Source organism: Dyella agri, from assembly GCF_044904705.1.
Classification (GTDB): domain Bacteria; phylum Pseudomonadota; class Gammaproteobacteria; order Xanthomonadales; family Rhodanobacteraceae; genus Rhodanobacter_A; species Rhodanobacter_A agri.
Genome location: NZ_JADIKL010000002.1, coordinates 319,700 through 338,820 on the forward strand (window position 1 = coordinate 319,700; position 19,121 = coordinate 338,820).

12 protein-coding genes are annotated in these 19,121 nt (G+C 69.0%); 7 read left to right on the plus strand and 5 right to left on the minus strand.

Going from position 1 to position 19,121, the window contains the following annotated elements:
- Nucleotides 1-202: 202 nt before the first annotated feature.
- Together ISP14_RS03995 and oxyR are read right to left on the minus strand one after the other, a co-directional pair.
- Nucleotides 203-838, minus strand: a complete 636-nt coding sequence (locus tag ISP14_RS03995) for a hypothetical protein (RefSeq protein WP_404536435.1) — start codon at nt 836-838, stop codon at nt 203-205.
- Nucleotides 838-1,788 carry a DNA-binding transcriptional regulator OxyR gene (gene oxyR / locus ISP14_RS04000; RefSeq protein WP_404536436.1) on the minus strand — a complete coding sequence of 317 codons (951 nt, stop codon included), beginning with the start codon at nt 1,786-1,788 and terminating at the stop codon, nt 838-840. The genes ISP14_RS03995 and oxyR overlap by 1 nt, the downstream gene beginning before the upstream one ends.
- A gap of 164 nt (nt 1,789-1,952) precedes the next feature.
- On the opposite strand from oxyR, the gene ISP14_RS04005 reads away from it, so the two are divergent.
- From ISP14_RS04005 to prmC, 4 genes are all read left to right on the plus strand, one after another.
- On the plus strand, nt 1,953-4,634 hold the full coding sequence (locus ISP14_RS04005; RefSeq protein WP_404536437.1) for a M1 family metallopeptidase: 2,682 nt from the start codon (nt 1,953-1,955) through the stop codon (nt 4,632-4,634).
- Between the two features lie 77 nt (nt 4,635-4,711).
- Nucleotides 4,712-5,722 carry a hypothetical protein gene (locus ISP14_RS04010; protein WP_404536439.1) on the plus strand — a complete coding sequence of 337 codons (1,011 nt, stop codon included), beginning with the start codon at nt 4,712-4,714 and terminating at the stop codon, nt 5,720-5,722.
- A gap of 112 nt (nt 5,723-5,834) precedes the next feature.
- Nucleotides 5,835-9,956 carry a hypothetical protein gene (locus ISP14_RS04015; protein WP_404536440.1) on the plus strand — a complete coding sequence of 1,374 codons (4,122 nt, stop codon included), beginning with the start codon at nt 5,835-5,837 and terminating at the stop codon, nt 9,954-9,956.
- Between the two features lie 10 nt (nt 9,957-9,966).
- Nucleotides 9,967-10,779, plus strand: a complete 813-nt coding sequence (gene prmC / locus ISP14_RS04020) for a peptide chain release factor N(5)-glutamine methyltransferase (RefSeq protein ID WP_404537126.1) — start codon at nt 9,967-9,969, stop codon at nt 10,777-10,779.
- Nucleotides 10,780-10,830: 51 nt separating this feature from the next.
- Here the strand turns inward: prmC and dxs are convergent, their stop codons facing one another.
- Both dxs and ISP14_RS04030 read right to left on the minus strand, forming a co-directional pair.
- Nucleotides 10,831-12,723, minus strand: coding sequence for a 1-deoxy-D-xylulose-5-phosphate synthase (gene dxs, locus ISP14_RS04025; RefSeq protein ID WP_404536441.1), 1,893 nt, complete (start codon nt 12,721-12,723; stop codon nt 10,831-10,833).
- Nucleotides 12,724-12,788: 65 nt separating this feature from the next.
- Nucleotides 12,789-13,388 (minus strand): HNH endonuclease, encoded by a 600-nt coding sequence (locus ISP14_RS04030; RefSeq protein WP_404536443.1) that lies wholly within the window; start codon nt 13,386-13,388, stop codon nt 12,789-12,791.
- Between the two features lie 244 nt (nt 13,389-13,632).
- On the opposite strand from ISP14_RS04030, the gene ISP14_RS04035 reads away from it, so the two are divergent.
- Nucleotides 13,633-14,409 (plus strand): SapC family protein, encoded by a 777-nt coding sequence (locus ISP14_RS04035; protein WP_404536444.1) that lies wholly within the window; start codon nt 13,633-13,635, stop codon nt 14,407-14,409.
- Nucleotides 14,410-14,559: 150 nt separating this feature from the next.
- Here the strand turns inward: ISP14_RS04035 and ISP14_RS04040 are convergent, their stop codons facing one another.
- A complete protein-coding gene (locus tag ISP14_RS04040) occupies nt 14,560-16,524 on the minus strand; it encodes a CocE/NonD family hydrolase (protein ID WP_404536445.1) in 1,965 nt (654 codons plus the stop codon).
- 121 nt (nt 16,525-16,645) lie between these two features.
- On the opposite strand from ISP14_RS04040, the gene ISP14_RS04045 reads away from it, so the two are divergent.
- Nucleotides 16,646-18,025 (plus strand): TolC family protein, encoded by a 1,380-nt coding sequence (locus ISP14_RS04045; protein ID WP_404536446.1) that lies wholly within the window; start codon nt 16,646-16,648, stop codon nt 18,023-18,025.
- On the plus strand, nt 18,022-19,113 hold the full coding sequence (locus ISP14_RS04050) for an efflux RND transporter periplasmic adaptor subunit (protein ID WP_404536447.1): 1,092 nt from the start codon (nt 18,022-18,024) through the stop codon (nt 19,111-19,113). The genes ISP14_RS04045 and ISP14_RS04050 overlap by 4 nt, the downstream gene beginning before the upstream one ends.
- Nucleotides 19,114-19,121 lie beyond the last annotated feature (8 nt).

Here is a 19,121-nt window from a genome sequence, read left to right on the forward strand (position 1 = left end):
GGGTCGCGGCTAGTCGAGCCTAACGCCGCCACAGGCTTCGTTGAAATTGATTGTGTTTATCAGGACGATCGTTGCCGACTATCGCGACGGGGCCTGGCGCATGCATTCGCGGCAGGGCCTGCATGATCGCCGGGATCGCGCCGGCGGCCGGTTTGTTCTTCCATGCCGGGGGCGGGCCACCGCTGTCGATGCGCACGGATGGCTACGGCGGGTCGGGCGAGGCCGCAATGGCTTGTGCGCCGGATCCGCCGACCGAGGTGACATAGAACAGTTCGCAGGCGCCGGCGCCGGTGTCGTCGCGGGTGAGCGACGTGCGCCAGTGCCAGCCATCCTTGCGGTCGGCGTCCACGAGAAAGCCGTCTAGCGCCACCACTTGCCCCACGCGCACGCGCTCCAGTGCGCGGTGCACGCCTGCATCGGCGGGGATCAGGTGCATGTTGGCGCTGTGCGTTTCGATCTCGCGGCGCGGTATCGGAAACTGCTGCACGTGCCAGTAGTAGAAGCGGCCGGACTGCGAGATGTCGATGTCCTTCAGCACCGCGCTGTCAGACATGCGGCCCCAGCCCAGCGCGAAGTCCTCCGGCACCAGCGCTGCGCCAGCGTCGAAACGATAGTGTTCGGTGGACAGCACGCGCGCGACGAGGTCGAATTTCGCGCGCGGGGTGAGTACGAAGTCGCCGAAGCGGATGGGTTCCACCGGCTCGTCCAGCGCCGTCTGCGCGGGCTCGTCCGGCGCCAGCTCGCCCGGTCCCGGGTGCAGCGGCCGCGTGTGCCACCACGACCAGCCGCCCCAGAGCGCAAGCAGCAGGAGGGCGATGAGCCAGGGGCGGCGCATCATCAGGCGGACGCGGGGCGCTTTGCGTTTGCGGGTGCGAGCACGTCGCTCGGATCGAGCAAGCCCTCCGGCAATTCGCGGAACACACCGGCGAGCTGCTTGAGGAAGCCGCCCATCGCAGAACTCTTGCGCCACAGCATGGCGATGCGCCGGCTCGGCGGGTGGCTGCCGCGGAATTCGATCAGCTGCACGTTCGGCGCCTGCGCCACCGGCGGTTTCACCGCCAGCGTGGGCAGCAGAGTGATGCCCACGTCGGCGGCCACCATCTGGCGCAGCGTCTCCAGGCTGGTGGCGCGGAAGCCGCTCTTCTCGCCCGCGCCGGCAAGGTGGCAGACCTCCAGTGCCTGGTCGCGCAGGCAGTGGCCGTCTTCCAGCAGCAACAGGCTCTGGTCGCCGAGGTCGGCCAGTTTCAGCGAGGGGCGGCGCGCCAGCGGATGCGACTGCGGCACCGCGAGCAGGAAGGGCTCCTCGAACAGGAATTCCGCGTGCAAGCTGTCGTCGTGCACCGGCAGGGCGAGGATGCCGGCGTCGAGCCTGCCCTCGCGCAGGCGGCGCAGCACTTCCTCGGTCTTTTCCTCCACCAGCAGCAGTTCCAGCCGCGGGAAGCGCTGGCGCACCAACGGCACCACATGCGGCAGCAGATAGGGGCCGAGCGTGGGGAAGATGCCCAGCCGCACCGTGCCGGACTCGGGGTCCAGCGTGCGCCGCGCGATGCCCTTGATCTGCTCCACCTCGTTCAGCACGTCGCGTGCGCGCGCCACGATCTCGCGACCTACGTCGGTGAGCAGCACCTTGCGCGGCGTGCGTTCGACCAGCGCCACGCCCAGCTCCTCCTCCAGCTTCTTGATCTGGGTGGACAGCGTGGGCTGGCTGACGAAGCAGGCTTCCGCCGCACGGCCGAAATGCCGCTGTTCGGCGAGAGCCACCAGGTAATGCAGGTCGCGCAGGTTCATGGCATGCCTACCGATAGAGCAGGTCTATGGAGGACATGTTAGCCATTGGCAGGGCGTGTGCAAGCACCCACGGTCGGCCACCGCCACCATGCCTTGTGGCACTGTGTGGGAAGTCATGTGCCGCCTAGCGTGGCGGGTTCCTGTAAACGTTCGGGGAAACTGTTATGCGTCGCCACATCCGTCCTCTTCTGTTCACTGCGCTGGCCGCCAGCTGCGGCATGGCGTTCGCCGCCGGCGCCGACCAGGCGCCCAAGGGCCGCCTGCCGTCCTGGGCGGTGCCGCAGTCCTACCAGATCGCCTTCAAGGTGGATCCGGCGCAGGCCGATTTCTCCGGCACCACCACGATCAAGGTGAAGCTGGCCAAGGCCTCCGACCATGTGTGGCTGGACGGTGCCGAGCTGAAAGTGTCCAAGGTGACGGTCACCGACGCCGCGGGCAAGACGCACGATGCGAAGTACGTGGAAGCCGACCCCAAGGCCGGCGTGGTGCGCGTGGACTTCGGCAGCACGCTGCAGCCCGGCGAGATCGCGCTGAGGTTCGAGTACACCGCACCGCTCAATGCGCAGTTGCAAGGCCTGTACAAGGTCAGCGCCAAGGGCCAGCCCTACGCGATGACGCAGATGGAGCCGATCAGCGCGCGCTTCGCGTTCCCGAGCTTCGACGAACCCGGTTTCAAGACGCCGTTCGACATTTCCATCACGCTGCCTGACAACCAGGTCGCGGTGGCGAACACGCAGCAAGTGAGCGAGAAGCCCGCCGGTCAGGGCTGGAAGACGGTGACCTTCGCACCGACCTTGCCGCTGCCCACCTATCTGGTGGCCTTTGGCGTCGGTCCGTGGGACATCACCCCGACCGCGGAAATCTCGCCCAACGCCTACCGCAGCAAGCCGCTGCCGCTGCGCGGCATCGCCGCCGCCGGCGAAGCGCACCGCATGAGCCACGTGATCTCCGAGACGCCGAGCATCGTCCATGCGCTGGAGAACTACTACGGCTTCGGCTACCCGTGGGACAAGCTGGACGTGCTCGCCGCGCCGGACTTCTCCGCCGGCGCGATGGAGAACGCGGGCCTGGTCACCTTCCGCGACTGGCTGCTGCTGCTCGACAAGGATTCGCCGGCGCGCAACGTGCGCGGCTCGTTCAACGTCACCGCGCACGAGCTGGCCCACCAGTGGACCGGTGACGCCGTGACGCTGGCCTGGTGGAACGACATCTGGCTCAACGAAGCCTTCGCCACCTGGATGCAGGAAAAGGTCACCGAGGAAGTCCATCCCGAATACCGCGCCGACCTCGACCGCGTGCGCGGCGCGCAGGGCGCGATGGCCAACGACAGCCTGGTCAGCGCGCGCAAGATCCGCCAGCCGATCACAGGCAACGGCGACATCGAAACGGCCTTCGACGGCATCACCTACCAGAAGGGTGCCTCGGTGATCGGCATGTTCGAGAACTACGTGGGCGAGCAGACCTTCCAGAAGGGCATGCGCGCCTACATCCAGGCACACAAGTTCGGCAACGCGGAAGCGGACGACCTGGTCGGCGCGATCGCGACGGCGGCAGGCAAGGGCGACGCGTTCAAGCACGCGTTCAAGAGCTTCCTCGACCAGTCCGGCGTGCCTTACGTGCAGACGAAGCTGGTGCAGAAGGACGGCAAGACCGTGCTGGAGCTGAAGCAGAGCCGCTACCTGCCGCTGGGCAGCCGCGGCGATAGCCAGCGCATCTGGGGCGTGCCGGTGTGCGTGCGCTACGGCACCGCCGACGGCAGCAAGGTGGCGTGCGAGATGCTGGACAAGGCCACCGGCTCGGTGACGCTCGCCGACGCCAGCAAGCCGACCTGGGTGATGCCGAACGCGAACGCCGCCGGCTACTACCGCTTCAGCCTCGACAAGAGTGAGCTTGCTGCGCTGGTGAAGCAGGTCGCCAAGCTCAGCGACACCGAACAGCTGGCCTATGCCGACGCGATCGGCGCCAGCTTCCAGCACGGCGACCTCGATGCCGGCCAGGTGCTCGCCGCACTGCAGCCGCTGACCACGTCCAAGACACCCCAGGTGTTCACCGCGCCGCTGAACGAGGCGAGCTGGATCTATCACCACGTGGCGAAGACCGACGCCCAGCGCGCGCGCATCACCGACTGGGTCAAGGCCGCCTACCTGCCGAAGCTGGAATCGCTGGGCTACCAGCGCAAGCCGGGTGAATCGGAGGACGATTCCCTGCTGCGCAGCACGCTGGCCGGCGAACTGGCCCTCGACTACAAGCTGCCCGCCGTGCGTGCGGCTCTGCTCCAGCAGGGCGAGGCGGCATTGAAGAAGAAGGCCGACGGTCGCCTCGACCTCACCGCTGCCAACCCCGACCTGCTCGGCGACGCGCTGGGCGTGGCGGTGCAGACGCAGGGCAAGCCCGCGGTGGACGCGCTGATCGCCGAGCTGCCGCAGACCAGCGATCCGGCGTTGCGCAACGGCATTCTCGGCGGCCTCGCCGGCGTCGAGGATCCCGCGCTCACCGAGCAGGTGCGCGACTTCGCGCTGAGCAAGCCGGTCAAGGTGGGCGAGATGGCCTCGCTGCTGCGTGCCGGCCGCGATACCGAAGCCCAGCGCAATGCGATGTGGACCTGGTTCACCGGCCACTACCCGCAGATCCTCAAGCGCACCGGCAGCTTCGCCGGCGGCTACCTGCCGATGCTGGCCGCGGGCGGCAGCTGCTCCACCGCCGAGGCGCAGCGCGTGCAGGCGTTCTTCAAGTCGCGCATGGACGATGCCGCCGGCATCGCCCGCGGCCTGGCGCAGACCACCGAGTCGATCGAACTGTGCTCGGCGCTGCAGGCCAAGCAGGATCCGGCCTCGATCCTGCGCTGACCGTCCCGGCAGCTGCACCGGCAAGCCCCGCTTCGGCGGGGCTTGTCGTTTATGGGGACGGGGCGCCCTGTCGTAGCATGGGCGCGCAATCCGGCGTGCCGGCATCGCACACAGGGGGACGGATGGTCGAGCTGGAAATCCAGGCGCTCGCGTTGCAACGCGAAGGCCTGCTCATCGAAATCGGCCGCCTGGTCGGCAGCTGCGGCTTCACTCTGCTGCGGCAGCGCCTGGTGCAAGACCCGCACGGCACCTTGCTGACCATGGCGGTGCGCGGTTCATGGTTCAAGAAACGGGCCTTGCGCAGCGCGCTGGAGGCTTGCGATCGCCTGGTCAACTTCGAGCTGCTGCCCTCGGCAGATGGCGAGCTGCGGCCGCATTTCGCCGCCACGCGCAAGGTCACCAGCGGCTACGTGCCGCCGCCGTCACCGCCAACGGCGACGGCGGATGCTTCGACCGGAGGCGCAGATGGCGCCAATGCAGTAGCGGTGGATGTCGGTGCTGCGCCGCCCGCTGCGGCGGACGCACCATCGCCGGCTGCTCCGGAGGTGTTTGAGGATTTCATCGCTGCCCGCGAACCGGCGCCACCGCCTGCACCGACGCCGGCGGAACCCGTGATCGAACCGTTCGTCGACGTGCCCGTGCTGGAAGCAGACGTGCCGGCTGTCGAGCGGGCGCTGACCACACTGGAACACGACTACCCGCGCATCGTGCCGCGTCTGCTGGCGCTGGATCGCGCGGTCGCCGCCGGCGCGCGCGAATCCTCGCTGCAGCTGGCGGGGCAGCGTGTCGGCGCGTGGCTGTTCGCGCGCGAGTACGCGCTGGACACCGGGCTGGAGCTGGGGGCAGCGCTCACTTCCATTGCCGCGCCGGCCCTGCATGCATTCGCCGAGGTCGACCTGCAAGGCAGCCAGCTGCACATCCGGCACAGTCCGCTGTGCGCCGTGGATGGCCGCTCCGGCTGCAGTTTCTTCGGTGGTTTTCTCGAAGGCTTGCTGGGTCCGGCGATCGCGCCCGGCGGCATGTCGATCTTTCCCGTCTGCTGCCGCAGCTGCGGTGCGGACGAATGCGTGCTGGCGGTTTCGGAATGAGCTGTTGCAGTTGCAAGTGAGTACGCCATAGCCGTTGCTTCCCGCGGGCGGCCGTGTCGCCGCCATGTTCCACTTACACTGTGCCGACAGCGCGGCATACAGGGAGAAACGCATGCTTGCTCGACTCACCGGATTGTTGGGCCTGTGGCTGCTGCTGGCCGCGCCGTTGCCGGCGCAGGACGTGCCGCCACCCCTGCGCGACTGGCAAGGCTGGGTGTTGCACGACGAACCGCAGCATGCCTGCCCCTTTTTGGCCAACCAGCAGCCGGACGAGGACAGCTACCAGTGCGCCTGGCCTGGCCGCCTGACGCTGGATGCCGGCAAGGACGGTGCGCGCTTCGGCCTGGACGTGCACGTGGACGCGCCGGGTTGGGTGGCGCTGCCGGGCGACGAACACGCCTGGCCGCAGTCGGTGACCGTGAACAACCAGCCCGCCGTGGTGCTGCAGCACGACGATCAGCCGATGCTGTGGCTGCTGCCCGGCGACTATCAGTTGCGCGGCACGCTGCCGTGGGAAGAGCGCCCGGCGCGCCTGCGAGTGCCGACGGAAATCGGTCTGGTCGCGTTGAGTCTGGATGGCGCGGCGGTAACGCGCGTCGAACGCAACGGCAACGAACTCACGCTCGGCGAGGCTGCCGCCGCACAACGCACTGCCGATGCCTTGTCGTTGCGCGTCTACCGCGAACTGGCCGACGGCCTGCCCGCCATGCTGCAGACGCAACTGCAACTCGACGTGGCCGGCAGCGCCCGCGAAGTCGTGCTTGGCCCGGCCTTGCCCAGCCGCTTCGTCGCCGCCGCGCTCGACGGCGACCTGCCTGCGCGACTGGAAAGCGATGGCCGCCTGCGCGTGCAACTGCGGCCGGGACACTGGCTGCTGAACTTGAGTGCGCGTGCCACCGCACCGCTGGAAAAAGTGGCGCTGAAGCTGCCTCCGGCGCCATGGCCGCGGCAGGAAACCTGGAGCTATCGCGACGATGCCACGTTGCGCGGCAGTCGCGCGGAAGGGCAGGGCATCGATGCTGCGCAGGCCGGCGTGCCGGACGATTGGAGCGATTTGCCGGCGTTCGCGCTGGGTGACGATGCAGGCCTGACCATCGTCGCCGGCGCGCGCGGCGACGAAGGCGGCAAGGGCGACCAGATCCGCCTGCAGCGCGAGATATGGCTGGATTTCGACGGCGGCGGCTTGCGCGCGGCCGACCATCTCAGCGGCGACCTGCGCCACCACCAGCGACTGGACGCGACCGCGCCGTGGCAACTGCAACGCGCCAGCGAGGGCGGCAAGCCCTTGCTGGTCAGCAAGGGCAGCGAGGGCCACAGCGGCGTCGAGCTGCGCACGCGCAAGCTCGACCTGGATGCCGGCCTGCGCCTGCCCGTGCATGGCAGCGCGATCCCCAGTTCCGGCTGGCAACTGCCGCTGGAAGGCATCGAGGCGAGGCTGCATTTGCCGTTCGGTTATCGCCTGATCGCGGCGCCCGGTGCGGATCGCGCGCCGGATACCTGGGTCGCGCAATGGAGCCTGCTCGATCTGTTCGTGCTCGCGTTGATCGCCTTGCTGGCCGGTCGCCTGCTCGGCTGGCGCTGGGGCTTGCTGGCGGCGCTGTATCTCGCGCTGGGCCGCCACGAGGCCGGCGCGCCGTTGTGGACGTTGGCCGTGGTGTTGTTGCTGGCGTTGCTGCTGCGTGCGCTGCCGGAGGGGCGGCTGCGCGCCGTGGTGCGCGGCACCGCCATCGCGGTGTTCGCACTGGCGGTGCTGTGGAGCCTGCCGTTTGCCGTGCGGGAGTTGCAGTACGCCTTGCATCCGCAGTTGGAGGGTTCTTCAGGGGCGCGCGTCGTGGAGGCGCAGTTTGTCGAGCCGTACGCCGCAGTGCAGCCACCGCCGAAGGTCATCAGGCAAGTGGCACCGCCTCCGGTGGAAGAAGCTCCCGTTCCGGCTGCGATGCCCCAGCCACCACCACCACCCGCCCCGTCGGCACCGCCATCGCTGCGCATGGGGGCGGCAAGGGTTAGCGGGCTTGCATCCATCACCGTGACTGCCAATGCGCTGCAAAGCCCGGGCCTCAGCGACTTCGACAGCCGCAGCACGATCCAGGCCGGTGCGGGCACGCCGGGCTGGGACCAGGACAATGACTACCAGCTCGGCTGGTCCGGCCCGGTAGGTGCGGATCAGACCACGCGCCTGCTGATCGCACCGCGCTGGCTGGTGCGCCTGCTGCGGGTGGCGATGATCGCCTTGCTGGTGGCCTTGCTCGCCAAGCTGATCGCCAGCCTGCGTCCCTGGCGCCTGCCTTGGCCGGCCGCACGCGGCGCCAGTGCGGCCGCTGCGTTGCTGCTCGCGATCGCGCTGCTGCCTTCGGCCTCGCATGCGCAGAGCTTGCCCAATCAGCAAATGCTGGATCAGTTGAAGGCCCGTCTTACCGAGGCGCCCAAGTGCGCACCCGACTGCGCCACCGTGGCGCAGGCGCAGTTGCAGGCCAGCGGCGACACGCTGGACCTGGCGCTGGAGGTGCACGCCGGCGCCGCCGTGGCCTTGCCATTGCCGCAGCCCGACGACGCGCTGCAACTGCTCGATGCCAGCGTGGACGGCCATCCCGCGGCACTGGCCCGCAACGATGACGATGCGCTGCTGCGTCTCGATCGCGGCGTACACCGCGTCGGCCTGCATTACCGCATCGGCACGGCGGACAGCGCCAGCCTGCGCTTCGCGCTGCGCCCGCAACGCGTGGCGTTCAGCGGGCAGGGCTGGTCGCTGGATGGCGTGGACGGCGGGCGCATGCTGGGCGACAGCCTCGCACTGCAGCGCGTGCGCGTGGCCGATCACGGCGGACCGGCGGTGGCCGCGCAGGATTTCCCGCCCTACGTGCAGCTGACGCGTCGCCTGCTGCTGGGCGTGGACTGGCAGGTGGAGAACACGGTCGAACGCATCGCGCCGGCGAATGGCGGTTTCAGCCTCAGCCTGCCGCTGTTGCCCGGTGAGCATCCGCAAGGCGACGGCGTGCTGGTGAAGAACGGCCGCATCGACGTCACCTTCAACGCGGGCAGCCATCAGGTGAGGTGGACCAGCCGGCTGGATCACGCGGCCACGCTGTCGCTCGCGGCGCCGGCGCTGGGCGAGCGTGCCGAGGTATGGGAAGTCGTCGCCGCGCCGATGTGGCATGTCGACGCGCAAGGCGTGCCGACCAGCGCCAGCGCCGCCGGCCTGCGCTTCCAGCCGTTGCCCGGCGAAACCCTGCAACTCGGCTTCAGCCAACCGGCCGCGATCGACGGCGGCAGCCTCGCTTTCGACAACGTCGGCGTGCACAGCGAGGTGGGTGAACGCAGCACGGAAACCAGGCTCGTGCTCAAGGCGCGCAGCACGCGCGGCGGCGAACACGCGATCGGCTTGCCGGCCGGCGCGGAGTTGCTGGAAGCGAGCCGCGACGGCGAACCGGTGAGCCTCGCTGTGCGCAACGGCAAGCTCGGCCTGCCGCTGCTGCCCGGCGCGCACGACTACGCCGTGCGCTTGCGCGAACCGCATGGCATGGCGGTGCGCGTCGCGACCTCGTCGTTCGCACTGGAGGCGCCGGTAGCGAACATCAGCAGCGAACTCGACCTGCCGCAGGATCGCTGGGTAGTGTGGACCTGGGGACCGACCACCGGCCCGGCGGTGTTGTACTGGTCGCAGCTGGCGATGCTGCTGCTCGCCGCATGGCTGCTCGCCCGCTACGCGCCTGCACCGTTGCGCTTCCGCCATTGGCTGCTGCTGGGGCTGGGCTTCTCCGCCTTCGCATGGGGCGCGTTCGCGCTGGTGGTGGCGTGGCTGATCCTGACCGGCCTGCGCGCGCGCTGGGCGCCTGCGGAACAACTGCCGGCGACCCGCTTCAACCTCGCGCAACTCGGCCTCGCCTTGCTCACGGTGCTGGCATTGGGCGTGCTGGTGGCGGCCGTGCCCAAAGGCTTGCTCGGCGTGCCCGACATGCATGTGGCCGGCAACGGCTCCGACGCTTGGCAACTGCGCTGGTTCGCCGATCAGAGCAGCGGTGCGCTGCCTGCCGGCGGCGTGATCAGCGTATCGCTGTGGTTCTACAAACTGGCCATGCTGGCCTGGGCGCTGTGGCTGGCCTTCTCCCTGATCGGCTGGCTGCAATGGGCTTTCGCGGCATGGACGCAGGGCGGTTATTGGCGCAGGCGCGAACCGAAGCCGGTGGTGCCGCCACCGCCGCTGCCAGCCGCGAAAGAGGAGTCGCCGCGTGCCTGACGTGCGGACCATGCTGGCCTCCGCCAGCGCGCGGCTGGGCGAGCGCGCCGACGCCGAGGCGTTGCTGCTGCACGTGCTCGGTCGGCCGCGCAGCTGGCTGTTCGCGCATGCCGACGACCCGCTGGATACGGACGTCCAGACGGTTTTCGAGGCGCTGGTCGCACGCCGCGAGGCCGGCGAGCCGGTGGCCTACCTCACCGGTCGCCGTGGCTTCTGGACACTGGAGCTGGCGGTGACGCCGGCCACGCTGATCCCGCGCCCGGAAACCGAGTTGCTGGTGGAGCTGGCGCTGGAGCGCTTGCCGCAAGACGCCGCGGCCCGCATGGCCGACCTCGGCACCGGCAGCGGCGCCATCGCGTTGGCCATCGCCAGCGAGCGGCCGCACGCGCAGGTGCTGGCGACGGACGCCAGCGCGGATGCGTTGGCGGTCGCGCGGCGCAACGCGCAGCAGCTGGGCATCGGCAACGTGCGCTTTGCGCAGGGCGACTGGCTGGCGCCACTGGCGGACGGGCGTTTCGCGCTGATCGTTTCCAATCCGCCCTACATCGAGGCGGCCGATCCGCATCTCGCGCAAGGCGATCTGCGTTTCGAACCGGCTGCGGCGCTGGCTTCCGGCGCCGATGGCCTGGACGATATCCGCCGCATCGTCGCCGGCGCGCCCGCGCACCTCGATGCGGGAGGCTGGTTGCTGTTCGAGCACGGCTGGAACCAGGGCGACGCCGTCCGCGCGCTGCTGCGCGCAGCGGGCTATGCGCAAGTGTTCACCGCGCAGGATCTGGAAGCGCGCGACCGGGTGAGCGGCGGGCGCTGGCAGTCCGCATGAACGACGACGCCCCGCCGTAGCGGGGCGTCGTCGCATGGCAGGAGCATCGGCTCAGCCCGCGCTGGCGATGTTGCTGCCGGCCAGTTGCGGGAAGCGCGCGTGGATCGCGCGGCGGATGCCGGGCAGGTCGAGGCCGGCCATCGAGAGCACTTCCTCGCGGCTGCCGTGTTCGAGGTAGGCGTCGGGTAGACCCAGGTGCAGGATCGGCTTCACGATGCCGTGCGCAGCGAGGCACTCCGCCACGGCGGAACCGGCGCCACCGGCGATCGCATTGTCTTCCAGGGTGACGAAGGCGTCGTGGGTCTTCGCCAGTTCCACGATCAGCGCCTCGTCCAGCGGCTTCACGAAGCGCATGTTGACCAGGCTGGCGTCGAGCTCGCCGGCGATCACCCCGGCAGGCGCCAGCATCGCGCCGAAGCTGAGCAGGGCGAGGCCGCGGCCGCGGCGGCGCAGTTCGGCCTTGCCGATCGGCAAGGTGTCGAGTTCCGGCCGGATGGCAATGCCGGGGCCGGTGCCGCGCGGGTAGCGGACCGCGGCGGGACCGGCGTACTGGAAGCCGGTGCTGAGCATCTGCCGGCATTCGTTTTCGTCGGCCGGCGCCATGATCACCATGTTCGGCAGGCAGCGCAGGAAGCTGAGATCGAAGCTGCCCGCGTGGGTGGCGCCATCCGGGCCAACCACGCCGGCGCGGTCGATCGCGAAGGTGACGTCGAGGTTCTGCAGCGCCACGTCGTGGATCGCCTGGTCATAGGCGCGCTGCAAGAAGGTGGAGTAGATCGCCACCACCGGCTTGGCGCCTTCGCAGGCCATGCCCGCGGCCAGCGTCACCGCGTGCTGCTCGGCGATCGCCACGTCGAAGTAGCGCTCGGGATATTCCTTGGAGAAGCGCACCAGGCCGGAGCCTTCGCGCATCGCGGGCGTGATGCCGAGCAGGCGCCCGTCGGCGGCGGCCTGGTCGCACAGCCAGTCGCTGAAGATGTCGGTGTAGGTGGGCTTGGCGGGCGAGGCCTTCTTCGCCAGGCCGGCCTCGGGATCGAACGGGCCGACCGCGTGGTACTCGATCTGCGCCTGCTCGGCCGGGGCGTAGCCCTTGCCCTTGGTGGTGACCACGTGCAGCAGCTGCGGGCCGGGCAGGTTCTTCACCGTGCGCAGCGCGGCCAGCAGCTGCGGGATGTTGTGGCCGTCGATCGGGCCGGTGTAGTGGAAGCCCAGCTCCTCGAACAGCGTGGAGGGCACGAACATGCCCTTGGCGTGTTCCTCCCAGCGCTTGAAGAAACGGCCGGCGAAGGACTGCTTGGGGATCGCACGCTTGGCGCGTTCGCGCATGGCGTTGAGCCGGCGGCTGGCCAGCGCGCGCGACATGATCTTGGTCATCGCGCCCACGTTCTCGCTGATCGACATGCCGTTGTCGTTGAACACCACCAGCATGTTCGGCTCGACGTCGCCGCCGTGGTTCAGCGCCTCGAACGCCATGCCGGCGGTCATCGCGCCGTCGCCGATCACCGCCACGACCTTGCGCGGATCGCCCTTGCGCTGCGCGGCGATCGCCATACCCAGCGCGGCCGAGATCGAGGTGGACGAATGGCCCACGCCGAAGGTGTCGTATTCGCTTTCCTCGCGGCGCGGGAACGGGGCTAGGCCGTCCTTCTTCTTGATCGTGGTGATGCGTTCGCGGCGGCCGGTGAGAATCTTGTGCGGGTAGCACTGGTGGCCCACGTCCCATACCAGTCGATCGGTGGGCGTGTCGAATACGTGGTGCAGCGCCACGGTGAGTTCCACCACGCCCAGACCCGCCCCGAAGTGGCCGCCGGAACTGGCCACCGCCTCGATCAGGTACTGGCGCAGCTCGTCCGCGACGGCGGGCAGCTCCTCGTCGGGAACGCGGCGCAGGTCGGCCGGCGCCTCGATGGCCGCCAGGTGGGGGTAGCGTGCAGGATCTTTCATCCGCCTATTGTTGAACCAGCGGCGGGGCGGGGCAAGGGCGCCGGGCTGGCCGGGGTATGACAGGTTCAGCTCATCGCCTGGCGCCGGTCGCGCGGCAGGTGGCTGACCAGGAATTCCATCTGGTCGGCCAGGATGTTGCGGTTGGACAGGATCAGGTGCTCGACCCAGCTGGGGCGATAGGGCACGGCCAGCAGCGGCATGTGCGCCTGCTGCGGGGTGCGGCTGCCCTTCCTGAGATTGCAGGCGAGACAGGCGCTGACCACGTTCTCCCACTCGTCGCGGCCGCCTTTGGACACCGGCTGCACGTGGTCGCGGGTCAGTTCGCCGCGGTTGAAGTGCTCGCCGCAGTACAGGCACAGGTGGCGGTCGCGGGCGAACAGCGCGCTGTTGGTGAGCGCGGGGGCGGGGTCGATCGCATGCTCGTGGCAGTGGCCGGTGCTGGCCACGATGGGGTGCAGCTCAAGCTGGCTCTGCGCGCCGAGCGCACGGTTGTGGCCGCCGTGCACGGTGAGGCAGGGATCGCCCAGCGTCCAGGCCACCGCGCCGCGCACATAGAGGCACACGGCGTCCTGCCAGCTGATCCAGTCCAGGATGCGGCCGGCGGCGTCCAGTGACAGCACGCGGGTCGAACAGAGGTCGGCCCGGTTCGTGACTTCCATCAGCATGCGGTTCGTCCTTCCTCATCAGAAAGAGCGGTGCAGCGGCGCCCGGATGCACCGCAGCATAGAACACTTTTGTGGCAAAACGCATGCGAAAAGCTTTGCGGTCAAGCAGATAGGTCCCGGGTCCGGGGATTCGCGGACGGGCCCGGGCGCTGATATAGTGATCGTTCATCTGTAGACCCGACGCCGGGTTTGGGAGGGGAAGCCGCTAGTGGCAACCCCGGCACGGCGGGGCAGAGGTAAAAACGTGGCTGAAGTGATCTTCTACGAGCGCCCGGTGCCGCTCAATCGCAACGAACACAAGGATCTGCGCCTGAAGCCGATCCCGAACATGAAGTTCGCGCTGGATGCTCATTCGGTGCCGCTGACGGGCGTGGAGTTCGGTCTGGCCGCGCGCGACTTGCCGATCGTGTTCGCCGGCAACGACCTCAGCGACGCCGGTCCGGTGGCGCTGCTGGGCCTGCGCCAGAGCGAGAACCTGTTCGTCGACGCCAACGGCCAGTGGGCGCCGAACGTCTACATCCCCGCCTTTGTGCGCCGCTACCCGTTCGTGCTGGCCGAGAAGCCGGCCGGGCAGGAAGGCGACGACTTCGCCGTGTTCCTCGACGAAGGCTACGAGGGTTTCAACACCACCGAGGGCGACCGCCTCTTCAACGAAGACGGCAGCGACACCGAAGTGCTGACCCGCGCCGTGGGCTTCCTCGGCGAGTTCCAGCAGCACGTGACGCGCACCCGCTGGTTCGTGGAGCAGCTGCGCAAGCACAACCTGCTTGAACCGCGCAACATGAGCCTGCGCAAGGGCTCGCCGGACAACCCGGAAGGCCACGTGATCAACCTCAACGGCTTGTTCGTGGTCAACGAAGAGAAGCTGCGCCAGCTCGACGAAAAGACCACCCACGAGTTCCTCCGCGAAGGCATCCTCGGCTGGGTCTATGCGCACCTGATGTCGATGAACAACATCGACCGTCTGGGCCAGCGCCTGGGCGAGCGCGAGGACAGCGAGGCGGGCGCTTCCAGGAACTGAGGCATCGATGAGGCGATGCTCCGGGCATCGCTTCGACAGGCGCCGCGACGGTCTCCGTCGCGGCGTTTTTTTTGCGATCGTCCTTGATCGCGAAGATCGAACGGGCGGCCATCCATGGCCGCACTTTTCCATGGGCGGCGCTAGACGGGATCAGTGCGCCACCACCGGCAACGCGATATAGCTGGCCTGGTCCGGCGCGTGGTAGACGCGCTGGGTAGCCTTCACGTAATCCGCCGGACTGGCCAGGAAGATGTTGGGCACGAAGGTCTGCGGATTGCGGTCGTACAGCGGGAACCAGCTCGACTGCACCTGTACCATGATGCGGTGGCCGGGCAGGAACACGTGGTTGGCGGCGGGCAGGTCGAAGCGATAGGCCAGCGGCTGGTTGGCGGCGATGGCTTCGGGTTTGTCGTAGCCGCTGCGGTAGCGGCCGCGGAAGATGTCCATCGCCACCGCGAGCTGGTAGCCGCCCATCGCCGGCTGCTCGGCCACCTGGTCGGGGTAGACGTCGATCAGCTTCACCACCCAGTCGCTGTCGCTGCCGCTGGTGGAGGCGACCAGGTGCACCTCGGGCACGCCGGCGATGGTGAGCGGCCGATCCAGCGGCGCCGTTTCGTAGCTGAGCACATCGGTGCGACCGGACGCCTCGCGCTGGTCGTCCACCAGCCATTCGGACCAGGTGAGGCCGTTGTCATAGCCGACCGGCTGGATCGGCCGCGCGCGGAACGGCACCGGATGCGCGGGATCGGAGACATACTCGTCATAAGCGTTGCCGTTCGCGGGCGCGTCGAAGCCGAGCCGCATGCCGGCTTGCAGGTACAGTGCGCGGCTCTTGCCGGGGCAGTTGCCGTCGCAGGACAACGGCCAGCGGTCCAGTCGCTGCCACTGGTTGGTGCCGGTCTGGAAGGCAGTGACCGGGGCGAGGTCCGCCTTCGGCGCGCCGTCCTTGAGGTGTTGCGCCAGGAACGGACGCAGGATGTGCTGGCGGAAGTATTTCGCGGTGTCGCTGCCGAAGCGGACCGCGCCCAGCGAGCTGCCTTCCTCGATCTCCTGGCCGTGGTGCCACGGGCCCATCACCAGCTTCACCATGCTGCCGGTGGTGTCCTTCGGCTTGATCGCGCGGTACACGGCCAGGTCGCCGTAGATGTCTTCCTGGTCCCACAGGCTGTGCACCAGCATCACCGGCACGGTGAGCGGCTGCGCGGCGAGCAGCTTGTCCATCGCCTGCTGCTGCCAGAACGCGTCGTAGGCGGGGTGGGCAAGGATCTTGTTCCAGAAGCCGAGCTGCTGCATGCCGTAGGCCTCGCCCATCGCGCCGGCCGAGCCGTAGTGCATGAACAAGTCGTACTCGTCGTGGAAGCTGGTCCACCACTTGGCGGTGTTGTCGCGGGTGGCTTCCTGCTCGTAGATGTAGCTCAAGTTCTGTTCGCGGAAAGCGCCGTGGTGAAACCAGTCGTCGCCCATCCATCCGTCCACCATCGGGTTCATCGGCACCGCGGCTTTCAGGGCGGGGTGCGGATGCACCAGCGACATCAGCGGCTCGAAGCCGTCGTAGGAGATGCCGATGGTGGCGACGCGACCGTTCGTCTCCGGGATGTGCTGCACCAGCCAGTCGATGGTGTCGTATGTATCGGTGGCGTCGTCCACCGGCGTGGGGTTGAGCGGGCCGTGCACCGGCCGGTTCATCACGTAGTCGCCTTCGGAGCCGTACTTGCCGCGGATGTCCTGGATCACCCGGATGTAGCCGTCCTCCACGATCACGTCGGCGGCGTTGTCGTAACCCTGCAGCAGCGGTTCGAGGTGGCCGCTCATGGCATTGTGGGTGAGCTGGTGGGCGTCGTAAGGCGTGCGCGTGAGCACGATGCCGGCATGCTTCGCGCCCCTGGGAACCAGGATCACCGTGTTGAGCTTCACGCCGTCGCGCATCGGGATCATCACGTCGCGCTCGACGTAGTCGAAGCTGCCGCTGGCCGGCTTGAAGCTGGCCGGCGTCTCGCTGGGATAGCCGGGATATTTGGCCTGCGGCGCGTCCGTGGCCGGCAGGGCGCCGCTGGCGGCGAGCAGGAAGGCGAGCAGCGCGGGCTTGAGTCCCGTGGCGAGGCGGCGCGAAGGCATGGTGGTCGGACCCCTGGATGGAAGCAGCCGCCCCAGCTTACCGCGACGCAACCCCGTGTCGTCATGAGCCCGGAGCCGCCACGATAAGAAAGGCCTAAGCGCCCCCCGCCAAGCTGTGAGGATGATCCTTCATGCGTGCCTGCGCCCATCCCTTCGCGCCAGCCTGCTTGCCGCGGCAACGCTGCTGTGCGGTTGCGCCACCTACCACGCCTTGCCGCTTGGCCATGGCGAAGGCGCCGCCAGCGCCGAACGGCTGAGCGTGCCGGCCAGCACAATGCCGCTGCCGGAACTGGCGAGCCACCGCTTCGATCCCGCCGACGGCCTGGATGTCACCGAGGTGGCGATGCTGGCCGTGGCGAACAGTCCCGACCTCAAGGTGCAGCGCGATGCGCTGGGCGTCGCGCGCGCGCAGGCTTTCGCCGCAGGCCTGCTGCCCGATCCGCAGCTGAGTTTCGGCGAGGATTTCCCGCAGCACTCCAGCGACGGCTCCACCACGGCCTACAACCTCGGCATCAGCGCGGACGTGAGCGCCTTGCTGCTGCGTTCCACGCGCAAGCGTGCGGCGAACGCGCAGGCCGAACAGGTGAACCTCGACCTGCTGTGGGCGGAGTGGCAGACCATCGCGCAGGCGCGGCTGCTGTTCGAACAGGTACAGAGCCTGCGCGCGCAACAGGTCGGGCTGGACGCCGAGCTGCGCGCGCTGGCGCCGGTGGACCAGGCGGTGCAGGCGGCGCTGCACGCGGGCAACCTCAGTTACGACGGCGCCAGCGCCGGACTCAACGCGATGGCCGATGCGCGCCAGCGCGCGGCCGACAACGCGGTGGCCTTGCACCAGGCCGAAAGCGACCTGCGCCAGCTGCTGGGCCTGGCGCCCACCGCGCCGCTGGACCTGGTAGGCGCGCCGTACCAGGTCGATCCCGACGTCACCCAACTGCAGGCGGCGCTGGCCGACCTGCCGCGTCGCCGTCCCGACTTGCTGGCGCTGCAGGCGGGCTACCGCGCGCAGGAGGCGCAACTGCGCGGCGCCATCCTCGCGCAGTTCCCGGCGATCACCCTTGGCCTGGACCATGCACGCGACAATACCGGCATCAAGTCCAGCGGCTTCACCATCGGCATCACGCTGCCGCTGTTCGACCGCAACCGCGGCAATATCGCGATCGAGAAGGCCACCCGCCAGCAGCTGAAGGACGACTACGAGGCGCGCCTGCTGGCCACGCGCAACGACATGCAGCGCCTCGCGGCCGACTTGCAGACGCTGGATGCCCGGCAGGCGACCCAGGTCGCGCACGCGCAACGGCTCGATGCGGCGCGCGACGCTGCCGAACAGGCCTGGAATAAAGGCCTACTCGATTGGCCCACCTATCTCTCGATCCGCGCCAATGCGCTGGCCGCCGACAGCGACCTGCTCACGCTGCGGCAGGCGCGGGCCACTGCGGCGATCGCGCTGGAGGCCTTGCTGGGCCGCACGGATTTCGTCATGCAACGGATGTCCAAACGATGAAACGAAACTTGCTTGCGCGCTGCGCCGCGCTGGCCTTCACGGCCTTGCTGCTGGCCGCCTGCGCCAAGGGCGGCGACGACGATGATCATGCCGACGACGCCAAGGGCGTGGCGTTGGTCACCACCGCGATGCCGGTGCAACGCAGCTTCCACGACAACGTGGCGGCCTGGGGCAGCGCGGTGGCCGATCCGCATCGCGCGCGGGCGATCAGCTTCGCGCACGGCGGCCAGGTGGTCGCGCTGCAAGTGAGCGCGGGCCAGACGGTCAGGCGCGGCCAGCCGCTGCTGCTCGTGGCGCCCGATCCGACGGCGCATAGCGCGTACCAGCAGGCACAGAGCGCGCTGACCCTGGCCGACGGGGAACTCAAGCGCACCGAACAGCTGGCCGCGCAACACCTGGCCACCGCCTCGCAACTGGCCGCGGCGCGCAAGGCACTGGCCGATGCGCAGGCCACGCTGGCGGCGCAGCGTGCGCTAGGCGGCGGCGCGGCACAGGAAACCGTGGCCGCGCCGGACGACGGCGTGGTCACCGTCTTGTCGGTGGCACTGGGCGACCGCTTCGCTGCCAACGCGCCGCTGCTCGGTTTCATGCCTGCGCACGCGTTGATCGCCGAACTGGGCGTGCAGCCGGATGCCGGCGCGCAGCTGCGCGTGGGCTTGCCGGTGTCCATGCACGGCGTGTACGGCGACGGCAAGGCCTTCGACGGCAAGCTGGTGATGGTGGGGCGCGCGATCGATCCGCAAACCCACCTGCTGCCGGTGCAGGCGCAACTCCCCGCAGAGGCCGACGCGGAATTGGCCGCCGGTGCCGCACTGCAGGCCAGCATCCAGAGCGGCAACTACACCGCCTGGGCGGTGCCGCGCGCCGCCGTGCTGCATGACGAGCAAGGCGACTACCTGTACCAGGCCGACCACGACAAGGCGCATCGCGTGGAAGTCACGCTGCGCCAGCCGGCCGGTGACACCGTGGGTGTGCTCGGCAAGCTCGACGCGAAACTGCCGGTGATCGTGCAAGGCGCCTACGAAGTGGACGACGGCGCCGCCGTGCGCCAGGGCGACAGCGCGGCCGGCAGCGAGCCGAAGCCGTGACGGCCGTA